The 21,922-nt window shown below is 34.1% G+C and carries 12 protein-coding genes; all 12 read right to left on the bottom strand.

Annotation, left to right across the window (positions count from 1 at the left end; genetic code table 11):
* Window positions 1-133 precede the first annotated feature (133 nt).
* A complete protein-coding gene (locus ACP7AV_RS08530; protein ID WP_426091587.1) occupies window positions 134-2,452 on the bottom strand; it encodes a TonB-dependent siderophore receptor in 2,319 nt (772 codons plus the stop codon).
* Between the two features lie 515 nt (window positions 2,453-2,967).
* Entirely contained in the window at window positions 2,968-3,981 is a 1,014-nt protein-coding gene (locus ACP7AV_RS08535; protein WP_426091588.1) for an FAD:protein FMN transferase, read from the bottom strand.
* Window positions 3,982-4,199: 218 nt separating this feature from the next.
* The gene (locus tag ACP7AV_RS08540; RefSeq protein WP_426091589.1) at window positions 4,200-6,398 is read right to left on the bottom strand and encodes a PepSY domain-containing protein; all 2,199 of its coding nucleotides are present in this window, start codon (window positions 6,396-6,398) and stop codon (window positions 4,200-4,202) included.
* Window positions 6,399-6,640: 242 nt separating this feature from the next.
* Window positions 6,641-7,123 (bottom strand): DUF2271 domain-containing protein, encoded by a 483-nt coding sequence (locus ACP7AV_RS08545; RefSeq protein ID WP_426064303.1) that lies wholly within the window; start codon window positions 7,121-7,123, stop codon window positions 6,641-6,643.
* A 1-nt stretch (window position 7,124) separates the two neighbouring features.
* Window positions 7,125-8,633: an ankyrin repeat domain-containing protein gene (locus tag ACP7AV_RS08550; RefSeq protein ID WP_426091590.1), complete on the bottom strand. Its 1,509-nt coding sequence runs from the start codon at window positions 8,631-8,633 to the stop codon at window positions 7,125-7,127.
* Window positions 8,634-8,857: 224 nt separating this feature from the next.
* Window positions 8,858-9,337, bottom strand: a complete 480-nt coding sequence (locus ACP7AV_RS08555) for a DUF6265 family protein (protein WP_426091591.1) — start codon at window positions 9,335-9,337, stop codon at window positions 8,858-8,860.
* Between the two features lie 245 nt (window positions 9,338-9,582).
* A complete protein-coding gene (locus tag ACP7AV_RS08560) occupies window positions 9,583-11,874 on the bottom strand; it encodes a DNA topoisomerase 3 (protein ID WP_426091592.1) in 2,292 nt (763 codons plus the stop codon).
* A 479-nt stretch (window positions 11,875-12,353) separates the two neighbouring features.
* Window positions 12,354-12,782: a hypothetical protein gene (locus tag ACP7AV_RS08565; protein WP_426091593.1), complete on the bottom strand. Its 429-nt coding sequence runs from the start codon at window positions 12,780-12,782 to the stop codon at window positions 12,354-12,356.
* Between the two features lie 1,068 nt (window positions 12,783-13,850).
* Window positions 13,851-14,681 (bottom strand): ice-binding protein, encoded by an 831-nt coding sequence (locus tag ACP7AV_RS08570; RefSeq protein WP_426091594.1) that lies wholly within the window; start codon window positions 14,679-14,681, stop codon window positions 13,851-13,853.
* Window positions 14,682-15,487: 806 nt separating this feature from the next.
* Window positions 15,488-16,357 (bottom strand): NmrA family NAD(P)-binding protein, encoded by an 870-nt coding sequence (locus ACP7AV_RS08575; RefSeq protein WP_426091595.1) that lies wholly within the window; start codon window positions 16,355-16,357, stop codon window positions 15,488-15,490.
* Between the two features lie 569 nt (window positions 16,358-16,926).
* Window positions 16,927-18,009, bottom strand: coding sequence for an L-dopachrome tautomerase-related protein (locus ACP7AV_RS08580; protein WP_426091596.1), 1,083 nt, complete (start codon window positions 18,007-18,009; stop codon window positions 16,927-16,929).
* Window positions 18,010-18,534: 525 nt separating this feature from the next.
* Window positions 18,535-21,690, bottom strand: coding sequence for a metallophosphoesterase (locus tag ACP7AV_RS08585; RefSeq protein ID WP_426091597.1), 3,156 nt, complete (start codon window positions 21,688-21,690; stop codon window positions 18,535-18,537).
* Window positions 21,691-21,922: the final 232 nt, after the last annotated feature.

A 21,922-nucleotide genomic window follows, 5' to 3' on the forward strand; every position in this document is an offset into this window, starting at 1 on the left:
CTAAAATATAGAATCCCATTTCCGGTCAAAAGGAGATGGGATTTTTTTATTAAAAAATTCAAAACTTTTTCTGCTTATCAAAAAAATGAAAGGGACAGGAAAACTTTGGATAAAATACAACCTAAGTAAGGTTTTAGAATTTATATTTCAAGCTTGTCAATACTTGACGTGGAGCGATTGGATTTACACTGTAATTTTCGTGTACGGTGTAATTCAACTCATTTGTCACATTAGATAGTTTGCACAAGATGGAGAATTTCTTCCATTCATAACCTGCAGAAACATCAATTGTTGTATACCCTTTTAATGGAATGTCACGGTCTTCAATAGTCACAGTATATGTTTTTGGAGCAGTTACTGGTTTGTTTTCTGTCCATACATAACGGTCATTCCAACCTCCTGTTCGGTCACCAATATAGTTCCCGATGGCTCCAAAAGTAAGCCCTTTCAGTGCCCCGCTAGGCAATTTGTAGAAAAAACTCAAATTGGCTGTATGTTTTGGTGTTCTTGCTAAAATATCCCCTATTACAAGACTTCCGCTTGTTCCTGAAGATTTAGAAATTTTGGTTTCGTTAAAGCTATATCCGGCAATGATGTTCAAACCTAGTGTTGGTTTTGCAGTAACATCTATTTCAATTCCTTTTCCTTTTGTTCCCCCTACCAGTTCTTTTAAGTTCGTATTTACATTAGGTGTTACACCGTCAGCCGCAAACAAAACAGTTTGAGCTAAATTATTGTTTGAGATTTGATATGCTGTTACATTGGTGCTTAAAATACCTTTCCAAAAATCTTTTTTGATACCCACCTCGAATTGATCTATTATAGAAGGATTTAACGGTTGCAAATCTACCGTTGTTCCGCTATTAGGAGTAAATGAGTTCGAGTAACTAGCGAACAAAGACAAATCTTTATTTGGTTGAATTACCAGTCCCGCTTTTGGGGAATAGGCTCTGTTTAAGTTTTTAGTTCCAGTTGTAGCGGTTGCATTATCTAGAGTTGTTGTAATGGCGTCAACTCCATTCACTTTCCCTATCACTTCTTTGGAGGTTGTGACCTCACTTTCTTGCCATGACCAACGCAGTCCGGCCAAAACCTTAACATAATCAGTAATGGAAATTAAATCTTGCGCATATACTCCAAAACGTTGTGTATCTGTAGTAGCCAGTTGGGTTCCTCTAGTTGAATATGGCGAGGTGAGGCTTTGTGTGCTATAATCGTAATTGAATAGATTTATGGCAGTTGCTTCAGTGGTTAAAGCCTTCGTACCATTTGGATTGGCATAGAAGCCAAAAGTATAACTTGGTGCCATAGAATTTTCATAATCAACTCCTGTAAATATTTGGTGTTTGATGCTTCCAGTGTTGAAGGTTCCTTGTAAATTCAATTGATCTCCAAATATTTTTTCAGAAGCATCAGCTTGTGTCAAGCCACGTTTCCAATTTCCATTGGCATCAATCGAGTTTAACTGTGCAGTCGATTTTTGAGTTCTGTTGTAAGACTGAAAAGAAGAATTAAAACTTAATTTCCAGTTGTTGTTGAAATCATGATTGACCAATACTGAAGCACTGGATGATTTTGTTTTACCTGTTGACCAAAGCGCTCCATAATACGTGTTTCGGGGCAAATCTAAAATTGTTTTACCAATTATTCCAGTCCCAAAATCAGGTGTCCAATCGGCACTAAGATAGTCACCTTGTACCGTAATTTGAGTTTTATCGCTTACTTTAAAAAGAAATGAAGGATTTATATAAATACGCTCATTTTTGACATAATCTCTAAAGCTTTCTGAGTTTTCGTACGACGCATTAAATCGATAAGCGATATGTTTATTTAAAGGTCCGTAGAAATCAATCGATGGTTTATAATAGGAATAACTCCCTGCTTGCATTGTAATTTCTCCTCCACTTTTGAAAGAAGGCGTTTTTGTTACCAAATTTAAAATTCCACCCGGAGCAACGTTTCCGTACAATAAGGCAGAACCACCTTTAAGAAACTCCACTTTCTCTAAACCTGAAACTTCCGGAATAGAACCTGCATTATAACGGAAACCATTTTTAAACATATTGTTGGCTGACATATCATACCCTCTTGAGAAAAACGATTCCTGAGCGCCACCACGTGCAGAACCTACATAAATACCATTAGCATTTTTGATAACTTCACTTAGACGAATGGCTTGCTGTTGCTCAATTATTTCAGCTCCAATAACCTGAACACTTTGCGGAGTGTCCATTGGTTTTAATCCTGATCTTAATGCTGAAACTACCTTTTTCTCTTTGTTGGCCATAACAATAACTTCTTTAAGAATTCCACCTTTTTTATTTTTTATGGTATCCGTTATTGATTCGAAAGGGTCATCAAAATTTTTATCGTCAGATGCATTTAGTGATTCTTGCGCAAAACACGATAGACTAAATAAAAGGGTTAATGTGGGAAGGAAAATATATTTCATGATTGTTTATTTGGAATAATTAAAAATAATAATGCAAATATAAAACCCAGGTGTGGTTTTGCAAAACTTATTTAGATTAAATATGAATAATATTTATATTTAATTATAAGGTATTGTTTTGTAGGTATTTATATTTTTAAAAAATTAAATAATTCTTAATAAAATTCATTTTTTAAACCTTAAAAGTAACATTTGACGGTTGTGCCTGCGGTTAATTGTGTCTGAAAGCGCTGCAAATGTCTTATGTTAATTTATGTTAAGACAAATTCGAACGATAAGTAGTGCTGAGGAACAAATCCAATAAGTAACATAAAAGCTAAACTAACAAAGAGTTTAGGTTATTTAAATAGTAAAGCTTAAAATCAAAATGATCAAAAATAAAGCGACAAAAGAATCGATTTTTTAGAGAATTATTTTTTGAATTTAAATAGTCTGGGTAAATAATCAGGAATGGTTTATGAGTAAAAATTATTTTTCATACACAATTGGATGTGGTACTTATGCTTTGTAGTACACTATTTAATTTCTAAGAACTTGGTCTTAAATTTCTTGATTCGGAAGTTTTTTGATTTCAGTACTTTTCTATCATCTGTAATCATGACGCAACTATAATCAGGGTATTTGTTGAGCAAAAGCAGTCCTGTTGTTTTCCCTAAAACCATCAATGAAGTGCTTAAACCGTTTGCCATTTCAGCATTTGGACCAAAAACCGTCACACTGCATAAGCCTGTAGCGGGATATCCCGTTGCTGGATTGATGATATGTGAATAGCGTTTGCCGTCAAAAACAACAAATTTTTCGTAGCTGCCTGATGTCGTTACGGCATCTTGTTCTAATGGTACAACAGCTAAAATTGTTTCAGGATGAAAAGGATTCGTAATACCGATATTCCAAGCTTTTCCATTAGGCCGTTTTCCCCAAGTGCTCATATCTCCTGATCCGTTTATAATTCCGGCTTGAATGCCTTTTGCAAGCATCATATTCCGGCATTTATCGGTGGCATATCCTTCTCCTAATGCGCCAAATCCAATTTTCATCCCTTTTAGTTTTAGAAAAATGGTGGATTGGACGCTATCCAAAATTATATTTTTGTAGCCTACTTTTTCAACCGATTTTTGAATGGCTTCCGCCGAAGGCATCTCAGTCATGGAGCCGTCGAACTTCCAGATTTTATCCATTGCCGCAAAGCTGATGTCAAAACCGCCATTAGTCACTTCAGAAAACCGAATCGCTCTTTGCGTCAATTCAAAAACTTCCCTGTCCACTTTCACCGGCCGAATACCCGCATTTTGGTTCACTTCTGATACTTGCGAGTCCGGTTTCCAGTCGGAAATCAAATTTTCTATTCGTGTAATTTCTGCAATAACAGCATCTATGTTTTGTTCTGCTGACAATGAATCCTTCGCTACAATGGTAATGTCAAATCGACCGCCCATAAGTAAGGTGGTTCTTTTTCGTCCGATTTGTGCATAATTTCCTTGACTCAAAAAAAGTATCGCAATCAGCAAAAAGAAGTATTTTCCAGACATAAAATTCAATGTTAAAATTATTTGGGCGTGACCCTGCGTAAAAACTTCGGGTCGTGCTGTACGTTCCTGCTTTTTTTTGAGTGGCTGAAAAAAGCCTCTCAAAAAAAGAGCTTCACTGCCATCACTCACGCGGAGCAATTCTACAAAAACGGCAGTAGTTATTGTAAATTCAATTTAGTTTCGGCTCCCTTTCCTTTGGAGAAGGCTGGGGAGAGGATTTAATAACAATCCGTCAGCACTTGTCTATTAGCCTTATAATCTGCAATTCTCAAAGTTGCTTTCGCAAGACAGAGTGCATCAAGAGCCGCTTCCACGTCCTTTTGCATCGCAAGAGAACCGCAAATCATTACAACGCCTCCCTGTGACAGTAAATCCATAAAAAAATCAGCATCTCGTTTGATTAGATCCATTACATAGTGATGGTTTACTTCGCGGGATAACGCCACATGAAAACTTTTAAGTTGCTGTTTTTGAATCATTTCAGCAGCAAATTTTTCATATACTATTACAGTTTCAGTTGCTTTTCGAAAACCACAATACAAATGAATTTCAATTTTTTTCTTATTTTGTTCTATCATTCCCAGAAAAGGAGCAATGCCGGTTCCATTTGAAATCAGTGCTACTTTAGATGCTTTTTTCGGGAAGTGAAATGATAGATTTTTAATAATTCGTGCCTTGAAAACAGATCCCTCTTTAACGCCATATAAATAGCCTGAACCCAAACCAGAAGGATGCAGCTTTACCACTAATTGTATGTTGCCGTTATGATTTCCAATAGAGTAGAGGCGTTCTTGATTGTCGTTTGAAGGATAAATAGCCAGTAAATCCCCAGAAGTAAATTTAGCATTCTTATTAGAACGTAATGTAAGTAAAAAAGTATGTTCCGTATCAGAAATGGCAGTTTTATCAAGTACGGTTAGCTTTTGCAAATCTTTTGGAACTGTACTATATAAAGATGGAGTTGCCGAAAGTGGAATTCCTGTTTTGGCACTCCATAATTTAACCCAATTTACAAATTCATCCGCTGATTTGTCATTTACGGTTTGTAATTTTAATAAGCGTTCAGTCCAATTTTGTTTTTCCAATACGGTATCAATTTCACGGGAAAAACCGCAAAAATCAGGATACGCTTTCGACCCAAAACCAACGACCGCAAAATTGATTTTTTGATTTTGTTCAGTTTTATTGACCAGTGTTATAAATTTACCCGCATTCGAAGGCGCATCGCCCAGTCCGTGGGTTGAAGTAAATACGATAAGATGCTCTGCTATCGGATAAACTGAATAATTATTTATTTCGGTAAGAAAAACTTTTTTTCCGTTGGCAAGCAATTGTTTCTGAATGGCATTGGCAAAAAGTAACGTACTTCCATTTTCGGAACCTACCAGTAAAATGAATGTGCTGTCTTCAGCTTTGTATTTATTTTTAATTCGGCTCGCTCTTCGTTTTAACGTCATGGCAAAACCGGAGTAGATAAAAAATAAAATGTTTAAACTTGCTACTCCTAAAATTATCGCCCATAAAATGCTGCCGCGACCGGTATGCAAATTAAGACTCAAGTCTGACACTAAAGTTTGCAATGGAAAAGGAATTTCACGCACTATTGCGCCAGTAATTTGGTTGACTTCTATTTTTCGGTCTTGCAATGTAATGCTATAATATTCCTCAGGATCATCTAAAAAAGGGAATTCAATTTTTTTAACATCAGCCAGAAGCGTGTTTTTAAAAACTGAAATAGGAGTCTCTTTTTTTGAAATAGACGTACGTGTTGCTATTTCGGTTTTTTCTTCTACATCTGTTTTTTCGAAGAAAAAATTAAACTTTTCCAAGGTTAAATACGTACCCGAAAGTGCAATTATCAGAATTGGAATCAGTGATAATCGACCTAAAAAAATATGGTAATATTGTACAAAATTTTCCTTTACAATTTTAGAAAATAAACTGCGAAGACTTCTTTGACGGTTGAGTATCAAAGCAAAACCCGAAATGGAAATCAATATTAACAAAAAGGCAATAAAACCAACAAAAAAACGCCCGGTTTCTTTAAGGAATAAAGAACGATGGAGCGCTGTTGTCCATTGGATAAACGCACTTTTTTTGATGGGTTCTCCTAGTATTTTTCCAGTTCTTGGGTCGATGTAAGCATTAACATCATTGTCTTTCCAGTCAATACCTTGCAGGGTCACAAATTGATTGTGGTCAACATTCAATTCCGTTATTTCGGGATACGCTTTTTTTAGTGCTGGTAAAGTTTCTTCGAGTGTTATTTTTTCAAAATTTTCTACTTTGTATGGCGGTGTTTTCTCCTGTATGGCATCTACGGCAAGTATGACACCAGTTGCGGACGCCAACACTAAAAATGCAGCAGAAAATACAGCCAAAGCCAAATGTAAGTAACGCCAAAAAGAAAGAGTCATTTGTCAAGTTGTATGTTTCCCCACCCCAACCCTCCCCGGAGGGAGGGAGTTGAAACTGGATTAAAATGTTGTTTAAATATTTTTGGTTGCTTTACCGCTGCGCTTGCATGAGGGGTTGAAGTGGAGCTCTTTTTTATAAAGGCTTTTTTGTCTTTATAAAAAAAGCGGGAACGGAAGACCCGACCCGACCTTTTTTAGAGAGGGTCACGCCCAAACTACCTTTAGCAAACAATAGCTGTTTTTTAGATTTTATTTAATCTTACGTAGCGAATGTAACCTTTACCTTCAGTTTTTGCAGCAATTCCTTCAGTTGTAAGTGGAATTTCTAAATCAGCGGTATTATATTTATGATCTTCTACTGCTGTTTCAAATCGTAATTTAAATCCTTTATTGATTTTAGCATCTTCAATTTCTATTGTTGTGATGCTTCGGTCACCACCAGTTACAGAAGCTCCGGTTTTGGCGCTGATGTTTTCTGGTTTTTTAGCGTAAAATTTGTGCCACTCTTTAAGGGTTTTGTACCATTTTTTATCATCACCCATTACATATAACGTTTTTACATAATCGCCTTTAGCGTTTATAAGTGAAACTACAATATAAGCGCCTTCTCCCATGTAGTTTGACATTTGCAGCATGCATTTGTATTTACTGGTTTGTGCGGAAGCCTGAAAAGATAATAAGGATAATAGCAAAGCTGTTACACCTAATTTTAATATTGATTGCATACTATTGTTTTAAAAATTCTAAAGAAACGTTGTTTTTTGTTAAAGACTCATTTTCTTTTGCTAAGGCGTAGGCGCTTTCGTCAAAATCAGTGGTGATTTCTTTTTTGGCACCAATAGACACTAGGTATTTTAAGATAGCATCGTCTTTAGCAATCATGGCTGCTTTGTGCAACGCAGTTAAACCATCTTTATTTTTTGCATTTACATCAATGTTCAAATTGGTGATTTTCTTTAATAATGCCAAATCGTTTTTGGCGATAGCAAAGTGGTAAAGCGTACTTCCGTCTTTTTGAGGAGCGACTAAGTTGAATCCTTCGTCTTGCAGCAATTTTATTTTAGCGTCAAAAGGATCTTGTGATGGTCCATTTGCCACTTCTGGGCCACGACTCATTGGTCTGTAGGATTGTATTAAGTAGTATCCCAAATTGTTTCCGTCTTTATCTAAAACATTTACCGCAGCACTTTTGTTCAAAAGAAGTGCAACTGCTTCAGGGGTTCCTGACTTCACCGCCATCGTTAATGCCGATTCTCCTTTGCTATTTTGCAAATTGTTGTTTTTTACAATTGGTAATAACAGTTCCATTGCAGCGATTTCTTTGGATGCAGCAGCAGCCATTAATGCTGTATTTCCGTCGTTATCAGCTTTGTTGGGATCTACTCCTTTGGCTAAAAAGTAATTGATGATTTCGTTTTGTTTGGATTTACCTGCAAGAAAATGAAGTACTGTCTCACCTGTTTTGCTGATTACTGCTGGATTTATTTTTAATTCCTCTACCAAATATTTAAAGGTCTCAAGAGTATTTGCATCTCTACGGGAACCTTGCGCGGCAATAATTAGTGCATCATCATTGAATTTTACTCCTTTTTCTAACAGTGTTTTTAGAAGGGTAATATTTCCTGTTCTCGCCGCATAATTAAATGCGGTATTACCATAGTCATCAACAGCATCAAGAGACATTCCTTTAGTAATAAAATAGTTAGAAAGTGTCAGACTTTTGTCCAACGGTATCGCCAACAGCAATAGGTTTACACCGTCTTTATATTTCTTGTTCGGGTTTATTCCGGCTTTAAATAATGCTTCATAAACAGCAATATTGTTTTGACCATTCGCAGCTGCAAATGTAATTGGTATATAGCCTTGACTGTCTTCTAGGTTAATATCGGAACCTTTGGCTATTAGATATTCTACGATTGCTGCATTTCCTTTATTTGCTGCCCAGTGTAAATAAATACGATTGTCGTGTGTTGATTTATTGACTTCATTCCCGGGTTGTTCCAGTAAGAATTTAATTGTAGTCACAGGAGCATCATTGTTGATAGCCATAACTGTTACATCAAAAGCATTGGGAGTTGATGCTGACGGGCTGTTTCCTTTTGCTATTTCCGCTTTAACTGTATTTACATCCGGATGTGTTTTCCAGAATGACTGCTCCAAAAGTGTATTTTTTTGTTGCGCATTCATAAACAAAGTAGTGGCTAAGACAAAAGAAATAAAAAGATTCTTTTTCATACGTATATTATTAGGATTGATCTTTTTTGTAACATCTTATTTAGAATAAATAAGAATAAATTGACGCAAATATACAACCCATTTAAATAATACAAAAATTATTTAGAATAAATATGAATAGCATTAGAGTATTTTTAGATAGAGTGCTAAAATTCAGTTTGTAGTACTACTTAAATCTACGTATTTATCTATAAAGTTTTTAGTCACGTTATGTCTATTGTAGTTTATTTGATTTTTTTCATCGAAAACTGTTCTGAACTAGGTTTTCCTTGTTGAATTCCCGAAATATTAGCCACTAGACTGTCTTTTGTAATTTGGGTATAAATGATTTTTTTTGGATAATCGTGTTTTGGGTTTTCAAAAACCATTTGCTTTTCTGTTCCGGTTGTCAATTTGAAAGTAACCGCTTTGTCGTTATTTTGTCCTTTAACGGTAGCGGAATACGTTAACTTATCTCCTTTTTGTTGCAAGGTTATCGATTCAAAATGCAAGGTATCTTTTTCTTTGATGAAGTATGACTGCGCTTGAAACGTACTGTCGTTTACTTTTTCCCAAGTTTCGGTTAGATTGCCTTCAACTGATTTACTTTCCCAATTTCCCAAAAGCCAATTTGCGGCTTTGATTTTTTCTTTTTCATTTGCATCTGAATTTTTACAGGAAACAAAGGCTAACAAAAGCAGTGCAAGAGTCGATTTGTGAAACATAAGTTTAGATTTTTCGTATTTAATTAGATTAAGCTAAATTATGAAAAAATAGAATAGGTGTATTTTATTTTTGGTTCTGGAATATTACAGCTAACGCTTTAAAAAAAACATGGCCACGCTTACACAAATTTGCACGAAAAATTATCTGTTTAAATTTCACAAATTCGCCTTTAAAACGAATGTAATTCGTTATAATTCCTGAAATTCGTGACAACAAATGATAATGAAGTTTACCTATTTCGGTATTATACACATTTTTTCAAAATAGTGTATACCAATTCTTTGGTGGGTTTTTGATCTTTAAGTTGGGTTCTCACCGTATCAAAAGTGACTTTAAAATCACATCCCAATTTATAATGACTACAACCATAAGCAGTTTTTCCTTTCAGAACCGTTCCTTTTTTACATTTCGGACAGGCTAATTCGTCCGGATTGGCTTTCGCCAAAGTTTTCTTAGATTCTAATTTGAGTTTGAAATTTTCGTCAAAACGAAGCAAACCTTCCAGAGTGCCAGCATCCGTTTTAAAGTCTTTCAAGTTTACGGTAGAACCTTTTTGAAGCAACCGCAAATATTGATTCTCGGATATTTTTTTCTCTGCAAACGTATAAGGCAATAAAAAGGTGCAACCTACTTTATAATCGGAACATCCATACGAAGATTTTCCTTTTATCAGTGTCCCTTTTTTACATTTTGGACAGGCTTCCGCCAAAATTCCGACTGCTTTCTTTTTCTCTACTTTACCTACCTCTTTTTGGATACTTCCTGCATGCGAAATATTCGCGCGTCTGGTTTCACTGCGTACTTCATACACCAAAGTTTCCACCATTCGCTTCATATTATTGATAAACGAACCGGCGGTAAAGGTTCCTTTTTCAATATCTTTCAATTGCTTTTCCCAAGAACCCGTGAGTTCAGGCGACTTTACCAAATCATTTTGAATGGTATCAATCAATTGAATTCCTGTAGGTGTTGGCAATACTTGTTTTTTGTTTCGAATAATGTATTGGCGTCTAAACAGCGTTTCAATAATATTGGCTCGTGTGGATGGACGTCCGATACCGTTTTCTTTCATTAGTTCGCGTAAATCTTCATCATCCACTTGTTTGCCCGCGGTTTCCATTGCGCGCAATAAGGTAGCTTCCGTAAACTGATTCGGCGGCTTGGTTTCCTTTTCTAAAAACGAGGGTTCGTGTGGACCTTTTTCGCCTACAATAAAACTGGGTAATATATCAGCTTCTTTTTCTTTTGCGTTTGGGTCTTCAAAAACTATTCGAAAACCTTTTTTTAGGATTTCTTTTCCCGTCGCTTTGAAAGTTACATCGGCTGCTTTCCCAATTACGGTGGTATTGGCTACCAAACAATCGTCGTAAAACACGGCAATAAAACGCTTGGTAATTATGTCATAAACTTGTTGCTGATTGTATTGCAAGTTGGTTTGAATCCCGGTTGGAATAATCGCGTGGTGATCCGTAACTTTTTTATCATTGAAAACTTTAGCCGATTTTTTAATCTTTTTTCCCAAAAGCGGTTGCGTCAACGCGGCATAATTCGTCAAGTTTTTCAGAATCCCAGCCACTTTTGGATAGATATCATTTGGCAAAAACGTGGTATCGACTCTCGGATACGTGACTACTTTTTGTTCGTATAAAGTCTGTACAATTTTCAGTGTTTCATCTGCGGTAAAGCCAAATTTCGTGTTGCAATACACTTGCAAGCCAGTTAAATCAAAGAGTTTTGGTGCAAATTCATTGCCGTTCTTTTTTTCAACAGAGACAATTTCAAACTCGCTTTCCTTGACTTTATTTGCTAGGATTTCGCCATCTTCCTTTTTCAGAAAACGTCCTTCCTCATAGCTGAACAGCGTGTCTCGATATACCGTTTGCAACTCCCAATAAAGTTGCGGCTTGAAATTCTCAATTTCCTTGAATCGGTCCACGACCATGGCAAGAGTAGGGGTTTGCACCCTTCCAATAGACAAAACTTGCTTGTATCCGCCGTGTTTTACTGTGTACAAACGCGTGGCATTCATACCGAGTAACCAGTCGCCAATGGCTCTGGAAAATCCTGCGTAATATAAATTATCGTAGTTGGCGGATGGTTTCAAGTTTTCAAAACCTTCTTTTATAGCTTCGGTGGTTAGGGATGAAATCCACAAGCGTTGTACCTCGCCTTTATAATTGGCTTCGTTTATCACCCAGCGCTGAATGAGTTCTCCCTCTTGCCCGGCATCCCCGCAGTTGATGACCAATTCGGCTTTGTCAAACAGGCTTTTTATGATTCGGAATTGCTTTTGGATTCCCGAATTTTCGACCACTTTGGTTTCAAATTTGTCGGGAAGCATAGGCAGGTTATTTAAATCCCAGCTTTTCCAGTGGGGTTTGTAATCGTTCGGTTCTTTCAAGGTACATAAGTGCCCAAAAGTATACGTTACCTGATAGCCATTGCCTTCGTAATACCCGTCGTGCTTGGTATTAGCTCCCAATACGGATGCGATTTCGCGCGCTACACTTGGTTTTTCGGCAATACAGACCTTCATTTTCTCTTTCTAATTTAAGGGTGCAAATTAGGAATTTAGAAATTGGTATTAAAAAGAAATCGGTAAGAATTATGAATGGGTAAGTTGTGTTTTTTTAGGAGCAGAACAAATGGTGTTTTCAATAACGAACCGTCCTGCTGTCCGCTGTATTCCCGATTAATAAAATCTACGGCTGAAAAAGCCTTGTTTTTCTAAATCGGGAGATGTCGCTTCCATCAGGGCTAAAGATTTCGTTTTATTTTTATAATAACGAAAGAAATAGTTTTTTCTTAAAGATTCGAGCAAGCGTCACGCTAAAGCGAACTTCCATCAATAATGTGTTTAAATCCGTTTATTTTCATGAGCGGATAGCTTGCGTTAACCAGGGAAATTATTGCAATGAACGAAGCAATCGCATCCAATTTATCTATTCTTTTATTCCATCATTTTTGTGGTGAACGTTAAGAAATGGAATTATACACTTACGTTATAATGCATAGTTATATTTTGAAAATATCCATTCTTTGTATCCAGGGAATTTCTGACTCTACAAACGCAAGTTTGGTCTTGATGATTCGGTTTGATTTATCACGGGGATTTTTAGTTACAAATCTCGCCTTGGATTTATTGAAATCCAACTTGTATTTTGCATCAAAGTCTTCTTGTTTGTTGGAAGAAAAAGAAATCACATTGTCTTTGGCAGTCCATTTTCCTTTTCCGTAATTATGTACTTCAGGCGGAAATCCATTTTTAATTTTCGAAAAGGAGTGAAATACGAATGTTCCATCTTGATTTAAGGTCAATTTATATTCAATTAAATGATCCCCTTCTTTGCTAAAGGTGCGATTATAATTACCAGCAAATGCATTCGATTGTGCGAATTCAGTCAGGTTCAATATTAAAAATAAGGTGCTAAGCAGTAATTTCATTGGTTTGTTTTGTTTAATGTGTTAGTACTTTTTTGATGCTTTTGGGTTTATTTGTGAGCGATTGGATTATGTCATTTCGGGGAACGACACAATCACATTCAGTTGGACTATCATTTTATTTGCTTCTCGTTGCGGGCACAGTTTGCGAAACTGCGTTACCGATTATGGGTATATGAGCGATCGGGTTTCATTTTATTTCATTTTATGAAATAATGAAGAATTTGATTTAATAAAAGTAATAAAAATCTGCGTTGCAAACGATACGATTATGCCATAAATTAAACTGGCACTCGTTGAAAACGAGCGGCAGTGGAATTATCTTCAAGTTGTTCAATCATAAATTTATTTTCAATTTTTTTTTCGGTTTTCTGAAACTTGAGTTTTTCTTGTCCCTGTTTTTACGTTATTCTGAGCATTCCGCTCGTGAATATAATTTTGTTTCCTGACAATATCGAAAAATGAATAAATAAATGATTTTGATCACGTTCCCGAGCGGGACGCTTTCGCCAGCGGGGGGTAAGTGGTACTTCCATCTGTTGGTTTTTTAATGGGTTAAAACTTTTTGCTTCCAGAGTTTATTTCTGAGCGATTGGATTAAGTCATCGCGAGGAACGAAGCAATCACATCCAGTTTGTCGATTATTTTATTTGCTTTTCGTTGTGGGCACAGTTTGTAAAACTGCGCTAACAATTGTGGATACCAGAGCGATCGGGTTAAAAAATGTACATGGTTATGATAGAGCAATATCGTATGGACTTACCAATATGCAAATGCAGGGAGCAATAGCATTTTTCGCAGTCAACTAAAAAAGAATACTGAAATTAATGTAGGAAATACAACTTACACCCGCATGATGCAAAATGCATCTAAAGAAGTCAAAAAAAGAATCATACAACTTATAATAAAAAATAGTTATAAAAAGAAAAACGCTTATAAAGGATGTTTTATATCCTGTTATAAGCGTTTTTTTATTTTCTGAAAAATTACGATAATCAAAAACAAGCGTTGTTTTTCAATGACCTCCAAAATCGGAAGGCCTATTTTTTATGTTTTTATTGCCTACAATTATTATGGCTTGGTTACGTCATTCATTTGAAGTGTTACGGCAGTTTGTGCTAACAATCTTCCATTTATTGTTGCATGAGTCTGAAAATTGATCCCGGTCATTCCTAATATGTTTCCTTCAAAATGACTAGTTGTTCCACATGTTACGGCATCGGAAACTACCCAAAAAATATTTTTGGCTTGTACTCCTCCTGTTAACGTCATTCTAACTGCGGAACTCAATTTAAGAGTACCGGCTACTTGGAAAATAAAAACATCAGTTGAATTACCAGAAATAGTTATATCCGTTGGAATAGTAAGCGCAGTTGTCCATTTATACAAACCAGGTGTCAGTGTTTTTCCTCCAATATTTCCGGCACCTAAATTCAGAAAATCAGGGTTAATTCGTCCTGCTGCATCAGTGTAGGCGGTTTGCATATCTCCAACAGCAGCTGTTAATCTTGTAGCATTAGGTACACTACATGGAAGCGGACCTGCAGCATCAACGGTGTATATTGTTCCTACTACTTCGGTACACCTAACTAATATAGCAGCACCAGTTATTGGACTTGAACCAATATCACCCGTAATAGCGGATTTATACACATCTGTAATTCCTGTTTTTGATAAAATTGCAAAATCTCCTGCAATACCAAGATTTACTGGTTTCTGTGAACCAATTTTTGTTGGTATGTTATAAGTTTCATTTACCGCAAATATGGTAGAAGTTGAACCATCTGATTTTGCAACAGCAGACGAATTAGAAGTTGAATTCTCAACATTATCATTAGTACAACTGGTCAAAAATACTACCGATAGCATAGCGAGGGTAGATAGTGTATTTTTTAATTTCATAATTGGTTTGATTATTTTGTGACTTATTTGCCACTATACAAATGTTAAAATATTACTGCCGGATAAGTTATAAAATTTTAGTATTTAGTTATAAGATTGTCGTTTCGAAAAGTTTTTTAGCTATTATGCTAATTTGAATGAACTAAAAATTACCAATATGTGCTGTAAATGATAGTTTACAATAGGATTAAATAGTGGTAATTACTAAAAGCTTTGTTTTCGACAAATAACTAATAAAAATAATTTTTTAACTCGTTACTACTTTTACCTATTTCTTTTTTGATATCAAAAAATTAAATCTATTTTTTCATTTCTGCTTTATTTGAAAGGCCAATTATCTTGCCTTACATTGGTGTTTCATCAACAGGTTTTGCAATACAATCGTTCATTGTTTTTGATTTGCATTTTTTCAAATCCACTTTGTTAAATCAGCAGTTAAGGCAATAACAAGAATTTTTGAATTCATTGTTTTAAGAATATATTCTGTAGTTCCAAATCCATTAGAATAGTATCATGTATTTTGGCCTGAAGCATTTCGAACGCTATTTTTCCTCTCTCGGCAATATCACGTTTAAGTCCAAAATCATCCAATATTGTTTTCTATTATTTTATTTGTTTCTCGTTGTTTGCACAGTTTGTAATTCTGCACTAATGCTTGTGGATATCCGAGCGATTGGGTTAAGTCAGTGCAAGTAACGAAGCAATCCCATCCAGTTGGACCATTATTTTATTTGATTCTCGTTGTGGGCACAGTTTGCAAAACTGCGCTAACGATTGTGGATATCCGTGCGATTTGGAGCTTATTGTCATTCGGTAAGTGCTTTTTTATTGTCATTTATAAATTGTTCAAATGTTGTTGGTTGTCTATTGGTGATTTTCTCGACCCAGTTCGTAGTCTCAGGTTTTTTTTGAAATCTTGGGAAATAGTGAAGCATAATCATCACAAGAATAAACATCGTTGGTGTTTTTTCTTTTCTTTTTGTCAGGAAGAAACTTATAAGGTTTGGCGATATATATTGAATTTCAATTGCTAAAATGTCACTTAATATTCTTGCCATTTCCAAAAACGTCAACTTTACATTACAAGTTAATTCATACGATTTATTAATATGCTCCGATATGTTTGTCAAGATAGTTGCAGAAACTGCACCAATGTCACGAACGTTAACCAGAGTAAATTTTGCGTTACCAGCAGGTAGATAAATTCTTTTTTTATTCACTAAGTCGTTATGCAAAGTAGTAGTAAAGTTTTGCATAAAATAAGCAGGTCGTAGGAACGTGTAATGTATTTTGCTGTCAACAATTAGTTTCTCAATTTTGTGGTGCGGTATCATTTTACTTTTCTCAACGCCCTGAACTGATAAGAATACAATATGTTTAACTCCGTTTTTTTTACAAGTGTCAATGATAGGTTTAAAATATTTTTCTACTTCTGAAATTTGTGGCGGTCGTAATAAAAAAAGGATTTCACAGCCGTTCAAAGCGGTTTTGTATGTCTCAACATCTGTAAAGTCAAATAGAGAAAAATTTACTTTGTAATTGGATAATTTAAGTCGGTCTTCATTTAAGTTTCTAACTCCAGCATAAATTTCAAGTTGATGGTCAATGTTTTGCAATGACTTTATCACTTCTGTCCCAACATTTCCTGTCGCCCCTGTAATTAAAACTTTTGTCATACTATTTATGTAAAATGTTTGTCATTGTTGTGTCGTCCTTAGCATTGGCTATAACGTTTTGCATCGTGGCGATGTGGCGGATTGAGGGAGCCAAAACTTTCGATTAAACACTGACTTTGCAAGTACAAAACCAACTTCAAATTAAACCCAAACCCCGTTATATTGACAAATTGCTGTTGATTAATCGGTTTAATTCATTGTACTGAACGAAGCAATACCATCCAATTTGTCGATTATTCTATTTGCTTCTCGTTGTGGGCACAGTTTGCAAAACTGTGCTAACTATTTTGGATATCCGAACGATCTGGCGAAGTAATACTGCGCTGACGACTGGGGATATCCAAGCGATCTGCATCTTTTTTTGCTGTTGACATTCATTTCTATTATTGCACAACTATTGCTGTAGCAATGTAAGTTTTAAAAATAGTTAAACTTTTTTTTTGATAAAAAAAATGAGTCTGAAAAATTCGACCCATCTTATATCATACATTGAAACTAAAAACTAATGTTTGATATCAGTAACTTTATGTCCGCTGCAAATGCTAGATTTGTCAATATAACTTTTTTTACTATTTGGCTAATTTTATTTTGTTTAAAGTAAAAGTCAAATTTGAAATATCAGCAGTAACTTCATTTATTCTTGAGTTGGTAAAATACAAGTAATTGTTATAAATACTAAATGTATCTGCCCATTTTATCTTGTCACCTTCTACCAAAGTGTGAATACTGCCATCTGGTTTTCGATACTGGATTTTATTATTTTCTAAATCGGCAAAATATAAATTGCCGTTGTCGTCAAATAGCATGCCGTCTGGTGCGGCGGTTTTTGCCTCAAATCGAACGCTTTCTTCAATGCTTTTTTCATCTTCAGAGTTAAGCATATTTGTTGCAATTGAATAGAGGCTGTATCCTGTAAGGGCATGAAAATAAAGTCGGTCGTTTACAGTGTCTAAGGCTATTCCATCAGAATGAATGGTATTTTTCCATTTTTTGCCTCCAAATGTCAAAAAGCCTTGTTCGGCAGCTGTTGATTTATGATTGTCTAAAACTCTTCTAGAACGACCGGATTTAATATCTATGATGACAATACCAGAGTTTCCTGAGTCAGTAAGATAGATTTTTTGAGTTTTTTTATCGATCCTAAGATCGTTGATATAAGAATCAGGGTGGTAGCTGTTTTTATCTAAAACATAGGTTTTAACTAATTTATCAGTTGTTAAATCAAAAACAAAAAGACGAGGCGCATCCAGTACATTTTCGAATAATTGACTTCTGGTGTCTAAGACATACAATTGGTTTTCAAAGGCAACTACTGATTGCACTCCAACAAATTTATTGGCTACAACTGGCTGTCCAATCTCCCAAGAATTCCAATTTTCATCCGGATAGCTTTTTTGAACGGTAGTATTTGTTATTTCCACTACTGAATCATCAACTCCTTTTCTCCATCTCGGAAAGTTTACAAAAATACGCCCGTCATCTGTAAGTGTGACTCCGGTAACTTGTTGCCCTTTGAACGCAGCAACTTCTATCACTTGATTCGCTGTGCTGTCAACTTGTTGATTTTTAACTTCGGCCGCTTTTTTGCTAGTTGTTTCTTTACAAGAAACAAAGAATGTAACTATTAAAAATGTAATAAGGATCTTTTTCATTTCAGTTGGTTTTATTTGTGGACGATTTCATTAAGTCATTACGAGGAACAATGCGATCACATCCAGTTGTTCTGTTTTTTATTTGCTTCTCGTTGTGGGCACAGTTTGCAAAACTGCGCTAACGATTGTGGATATCCGAGCGATAGGGGTATGAAAATAGTTTAATCTTTATTGAACTATATTGAATACATAATCGGTATTAAAAAGAAATTTTTAGGAGTTATGAACGGCTAGGAAAGTTCAAGTTTTTAGGAGCATACCGATTAGTGTTTTTAAGAACCAATCTTCCTGCTGTACGCTGTATCCACGTTAAAAAGCGTGGGATGCCGCTTCCATCAGGGCTATTGATTACGTCTCATTTTCATAATAAAGAAAGAGAAAAATGCCGTAGATTACTTCATATATTCTCATTTATTGTTAGCGCAGAATTGCATTCTGTGCCCACCCCGCTCGTGCCAATTACAATTTATAATGTATTTACTTTTGTTTGTGTTCACGGGCGGGACGCTCGCGCCACGGCGGAAATTAATTCAAAAAGTTTTTCTTTGAAGTTATATATGTATTAATTATTTTTTGTTTCATTTTATTAGGTAAATTTAATTCTTTCATTTTCAATTCTGAAATCATATCTAAATATAGAGCTTCATTTTCACTACCATCTCTAGTTCTTCTGTAATAATAAAATATTAACTTGTATAAAGCATAATCTCTAACTGGTGTGTTTTTTAAATTTTTAATAAAATTTTTATAATATTTCGGATAGTCACGTCCTTGTACATCTGCATATAATGCAACAGAAATGAATGATTCCAAATCACTTTTAGTAAAAGATTTACCCTTTGCATCTTCTTCAATTTTTGCGAGAATTACTTTTGCCAATTTAGGTGTTCCTAGCCATTTTGCCATACCAGATTGTATATGAAATGGTAGATTTAACAACATTCTTTGTACACTAATATTAGTTGGTAATGTTGGGGGTAATTTTTTATTTTTTAAAATATAATCAATAATATGTTCACGATATAAAACAGTCCAAATCATTAAATATTTGACTAAAGAATTATAAATTTCTTTTTTTAAATTAATATCTTCAACTCCTTCTGAATTTCTTAAAACTACTGACATTAATATTAATAAAGTTTCCAAATTAACACTGCCATTCTTTTTCAAAATTTTACCTGGTTCATCTATTTGTGAAAGTCTTCTATTTTGAAATTCTTCTATCATTTCTTCAGAAGGTCTATTTTCTTTAATTGTTGAAATTTCAGTAGTTTTGGTTACGGATTGAAATTTAGAATCTTCATTTTCTTCACTTTTCAACTTTATAATAAAATACCTGTCCCAATTATTAGCAAGTTGAGGAAAAATATAATCAGTTTTACTAAATTCCTGTTTAAACCGATCAAATATTTTAATTAATAATTCCTTGTCACTTCTAACTAAACCTGAATAAAAATCTATTTCATAAATAAATTTACAAAAATTTTCTTCTGCCAAAATATAAGCCTTAAATTCTGGGTTAAACTCCATTCTTTTAGCCAAAAAAAAGTTAAAGAAACAAGATTGTGAAAACTTAATTCTATTCCCTTGATACTTTGTAAAAAGTTTTCTTCTAATGAAATATTCTGCGATTTTATCAGACTCATAATCGAACCCAACCAATTTTAAATATGATTCAATTACTTTGATGTAATCACTATAAATTAAAGAATAATCATCTTTTCCATCAATTAACATTTCTTGAGCAATATTTGCTAATAGTTGCAATTTATTTGTAAAATCAAACGAACCTCTATAAATGTTATCTTGGTTCAATTTTTCAAGAATAATTTCTATGTAAATATCCAGTAATACAGCATTATTTATAGGCTTACGATCAGAATGTTCAGTACTCCAAAGAAAAAGAGAAACAGACATTGCATTACTCGGTAAAGAAAAAGAACTAAAATCACTAACTATTTTATCTAATCTGCTTTCCATTTTAATACTATCTTCATCAGGAATCCAAAGCTTTATAATTGATTTAATTTCTTTTGATCTTAAATTTTGTATAAAATAGCTTTTAAATGGGATTTTACAATATTTGACATAATCAATTGGAGGAACACCCGAAGATATATCGCCATCTCCAGTAGCAATAATTTGAATGTTTTTATTTTCATTTAAAAAAGTTTCTATTTTTTTTATTCTATCTATGTTATTGCCATTCTCTTTATAATTTAAATTGTCAACTAATAAAACAATGTCATTATTTTTAATTAACTCATTTAATTCACTTGTATTAAAACTTAAATATTCCTTTAATACTGTTTCAATTTCTTTATGTCCAATCTCCTCTAAATTAAAATAAATTGGTAGTTTTCTTGTATATTGATATTCATCAACAAACTCTCTAACTAATCTGAAAAGTAAAACTGTTTTACCGCTTTCTTTATTACCAAAAAACATTTGATGATAATTGTCTTTTACTATTTGATTGATATTAATTTCAGGGGTTTCGTCTTCGTCAGAGAGAGATTTACCCATTGTTATTGGAGGTAAAATAAAAGCAGCCTTGATGCATTTTACATTTATATCTACTTTAATGCCAATCATACAATCATTCATCGAACTATAATGATTGTCTTTTACATTTGCCAACGCTTTATTAATTATGCTTATATTTTTCTTTTTTTCTTTTTCTGGTATTACTTGACAAAACTTTCCATCATCTGTATTTCCAGAATCAGTATCAATCACATATTCTTTTTTATTATGATTATATCTAAAATATTGTGCACAAATTTGTTTGTCATTAAAATCAACATCAATAACTGTAAAACCATTTGAATACCTTCTGCTATCAGTTCTAATATCACTCATTCCAGATGGTGCTAAATTCATAAATAGAGAGCCATTAAATCCAGTGCTCATAGATGTTAAAGTTTCGTGGGAATCCCCGAAAAGTAAGAGATTATAATCTTTATGTAAATGGTCAATTATTAATTTTGATTCAACATTTGATAACATATCAATTGGATGATGAACTAAAGCAACTTTTAAATCAGTATTTTCAATAAAATTGGCCTGCTCAATAAGCTGGTTTTCTCCTATTAATAAATTTCCTTTATCATCTTTACTGTAACTTCTCCAGGCAGAATTTAAACACGAAACCCCTATTTCAAATCCTGTTTTATCAGTAATAATAAAAGAAGAACCAAAAATTGTTATATTATGTGGTATTGCAAGATTTTTATATAATTTTTTTTCAAAATTTTTATAAGCAATCATTCTTTTCATTCCATCAAAACTATCATCAGTTATAGCTTTAGTAATAAATTTAGAAATGTTTTCAGATGTTGTAAAATAATTTTTACTTCCTAATTCGTCTCTTTCGGTATCTTCATTTCTAACTACATCGTGATTACCGGGTATAATTAAAAATCTATCTATTGTTAAATTTAAAGACTTAATAATTGGTTCAATTATTTCTGATTCAAAAGTATTAAATGCTAATTCGGGTGAATTAAATTCTTTACCTCCAAAATCAATTAGATCTCCAGTTAATGCTATAAATAAAATTTCTTCTTGGCTATTTAATTCAGATAATTTTTTTAATAATGCTTTTTTTATAAAATTATTCCAATCTAACAAATTCGTTGGATTAAGATGGAAATCTGAAAGATGTATAATTCTTATCATTTTTTTAAATTTTATAATTCATTTAACAACAAAGATAAATTTTTAACTTAATAATATTAAAAATCTTATTATTAAAATTGTAAAAGGCTTAGTACAAACTTGATTAAGGATTTGTGCTGATCGTGCAGATATGTGTTATCAATCTCTTATTAGCACAATTCCCTAGCCCTGATAGAAGCGGCATCCTTTTTCTGGTTTTTTTACCAAAAAAAGATACAGCGGATAGCAGGAA

Source organism: Flavobacterium sp. DSR3-2, from assembly GCF_049896525.1.
GTDB lineage: Bacteria > Bacteroidota > Bacteroidia > Flavobacteriales > Flavobacteriaceae > Flavobacterium.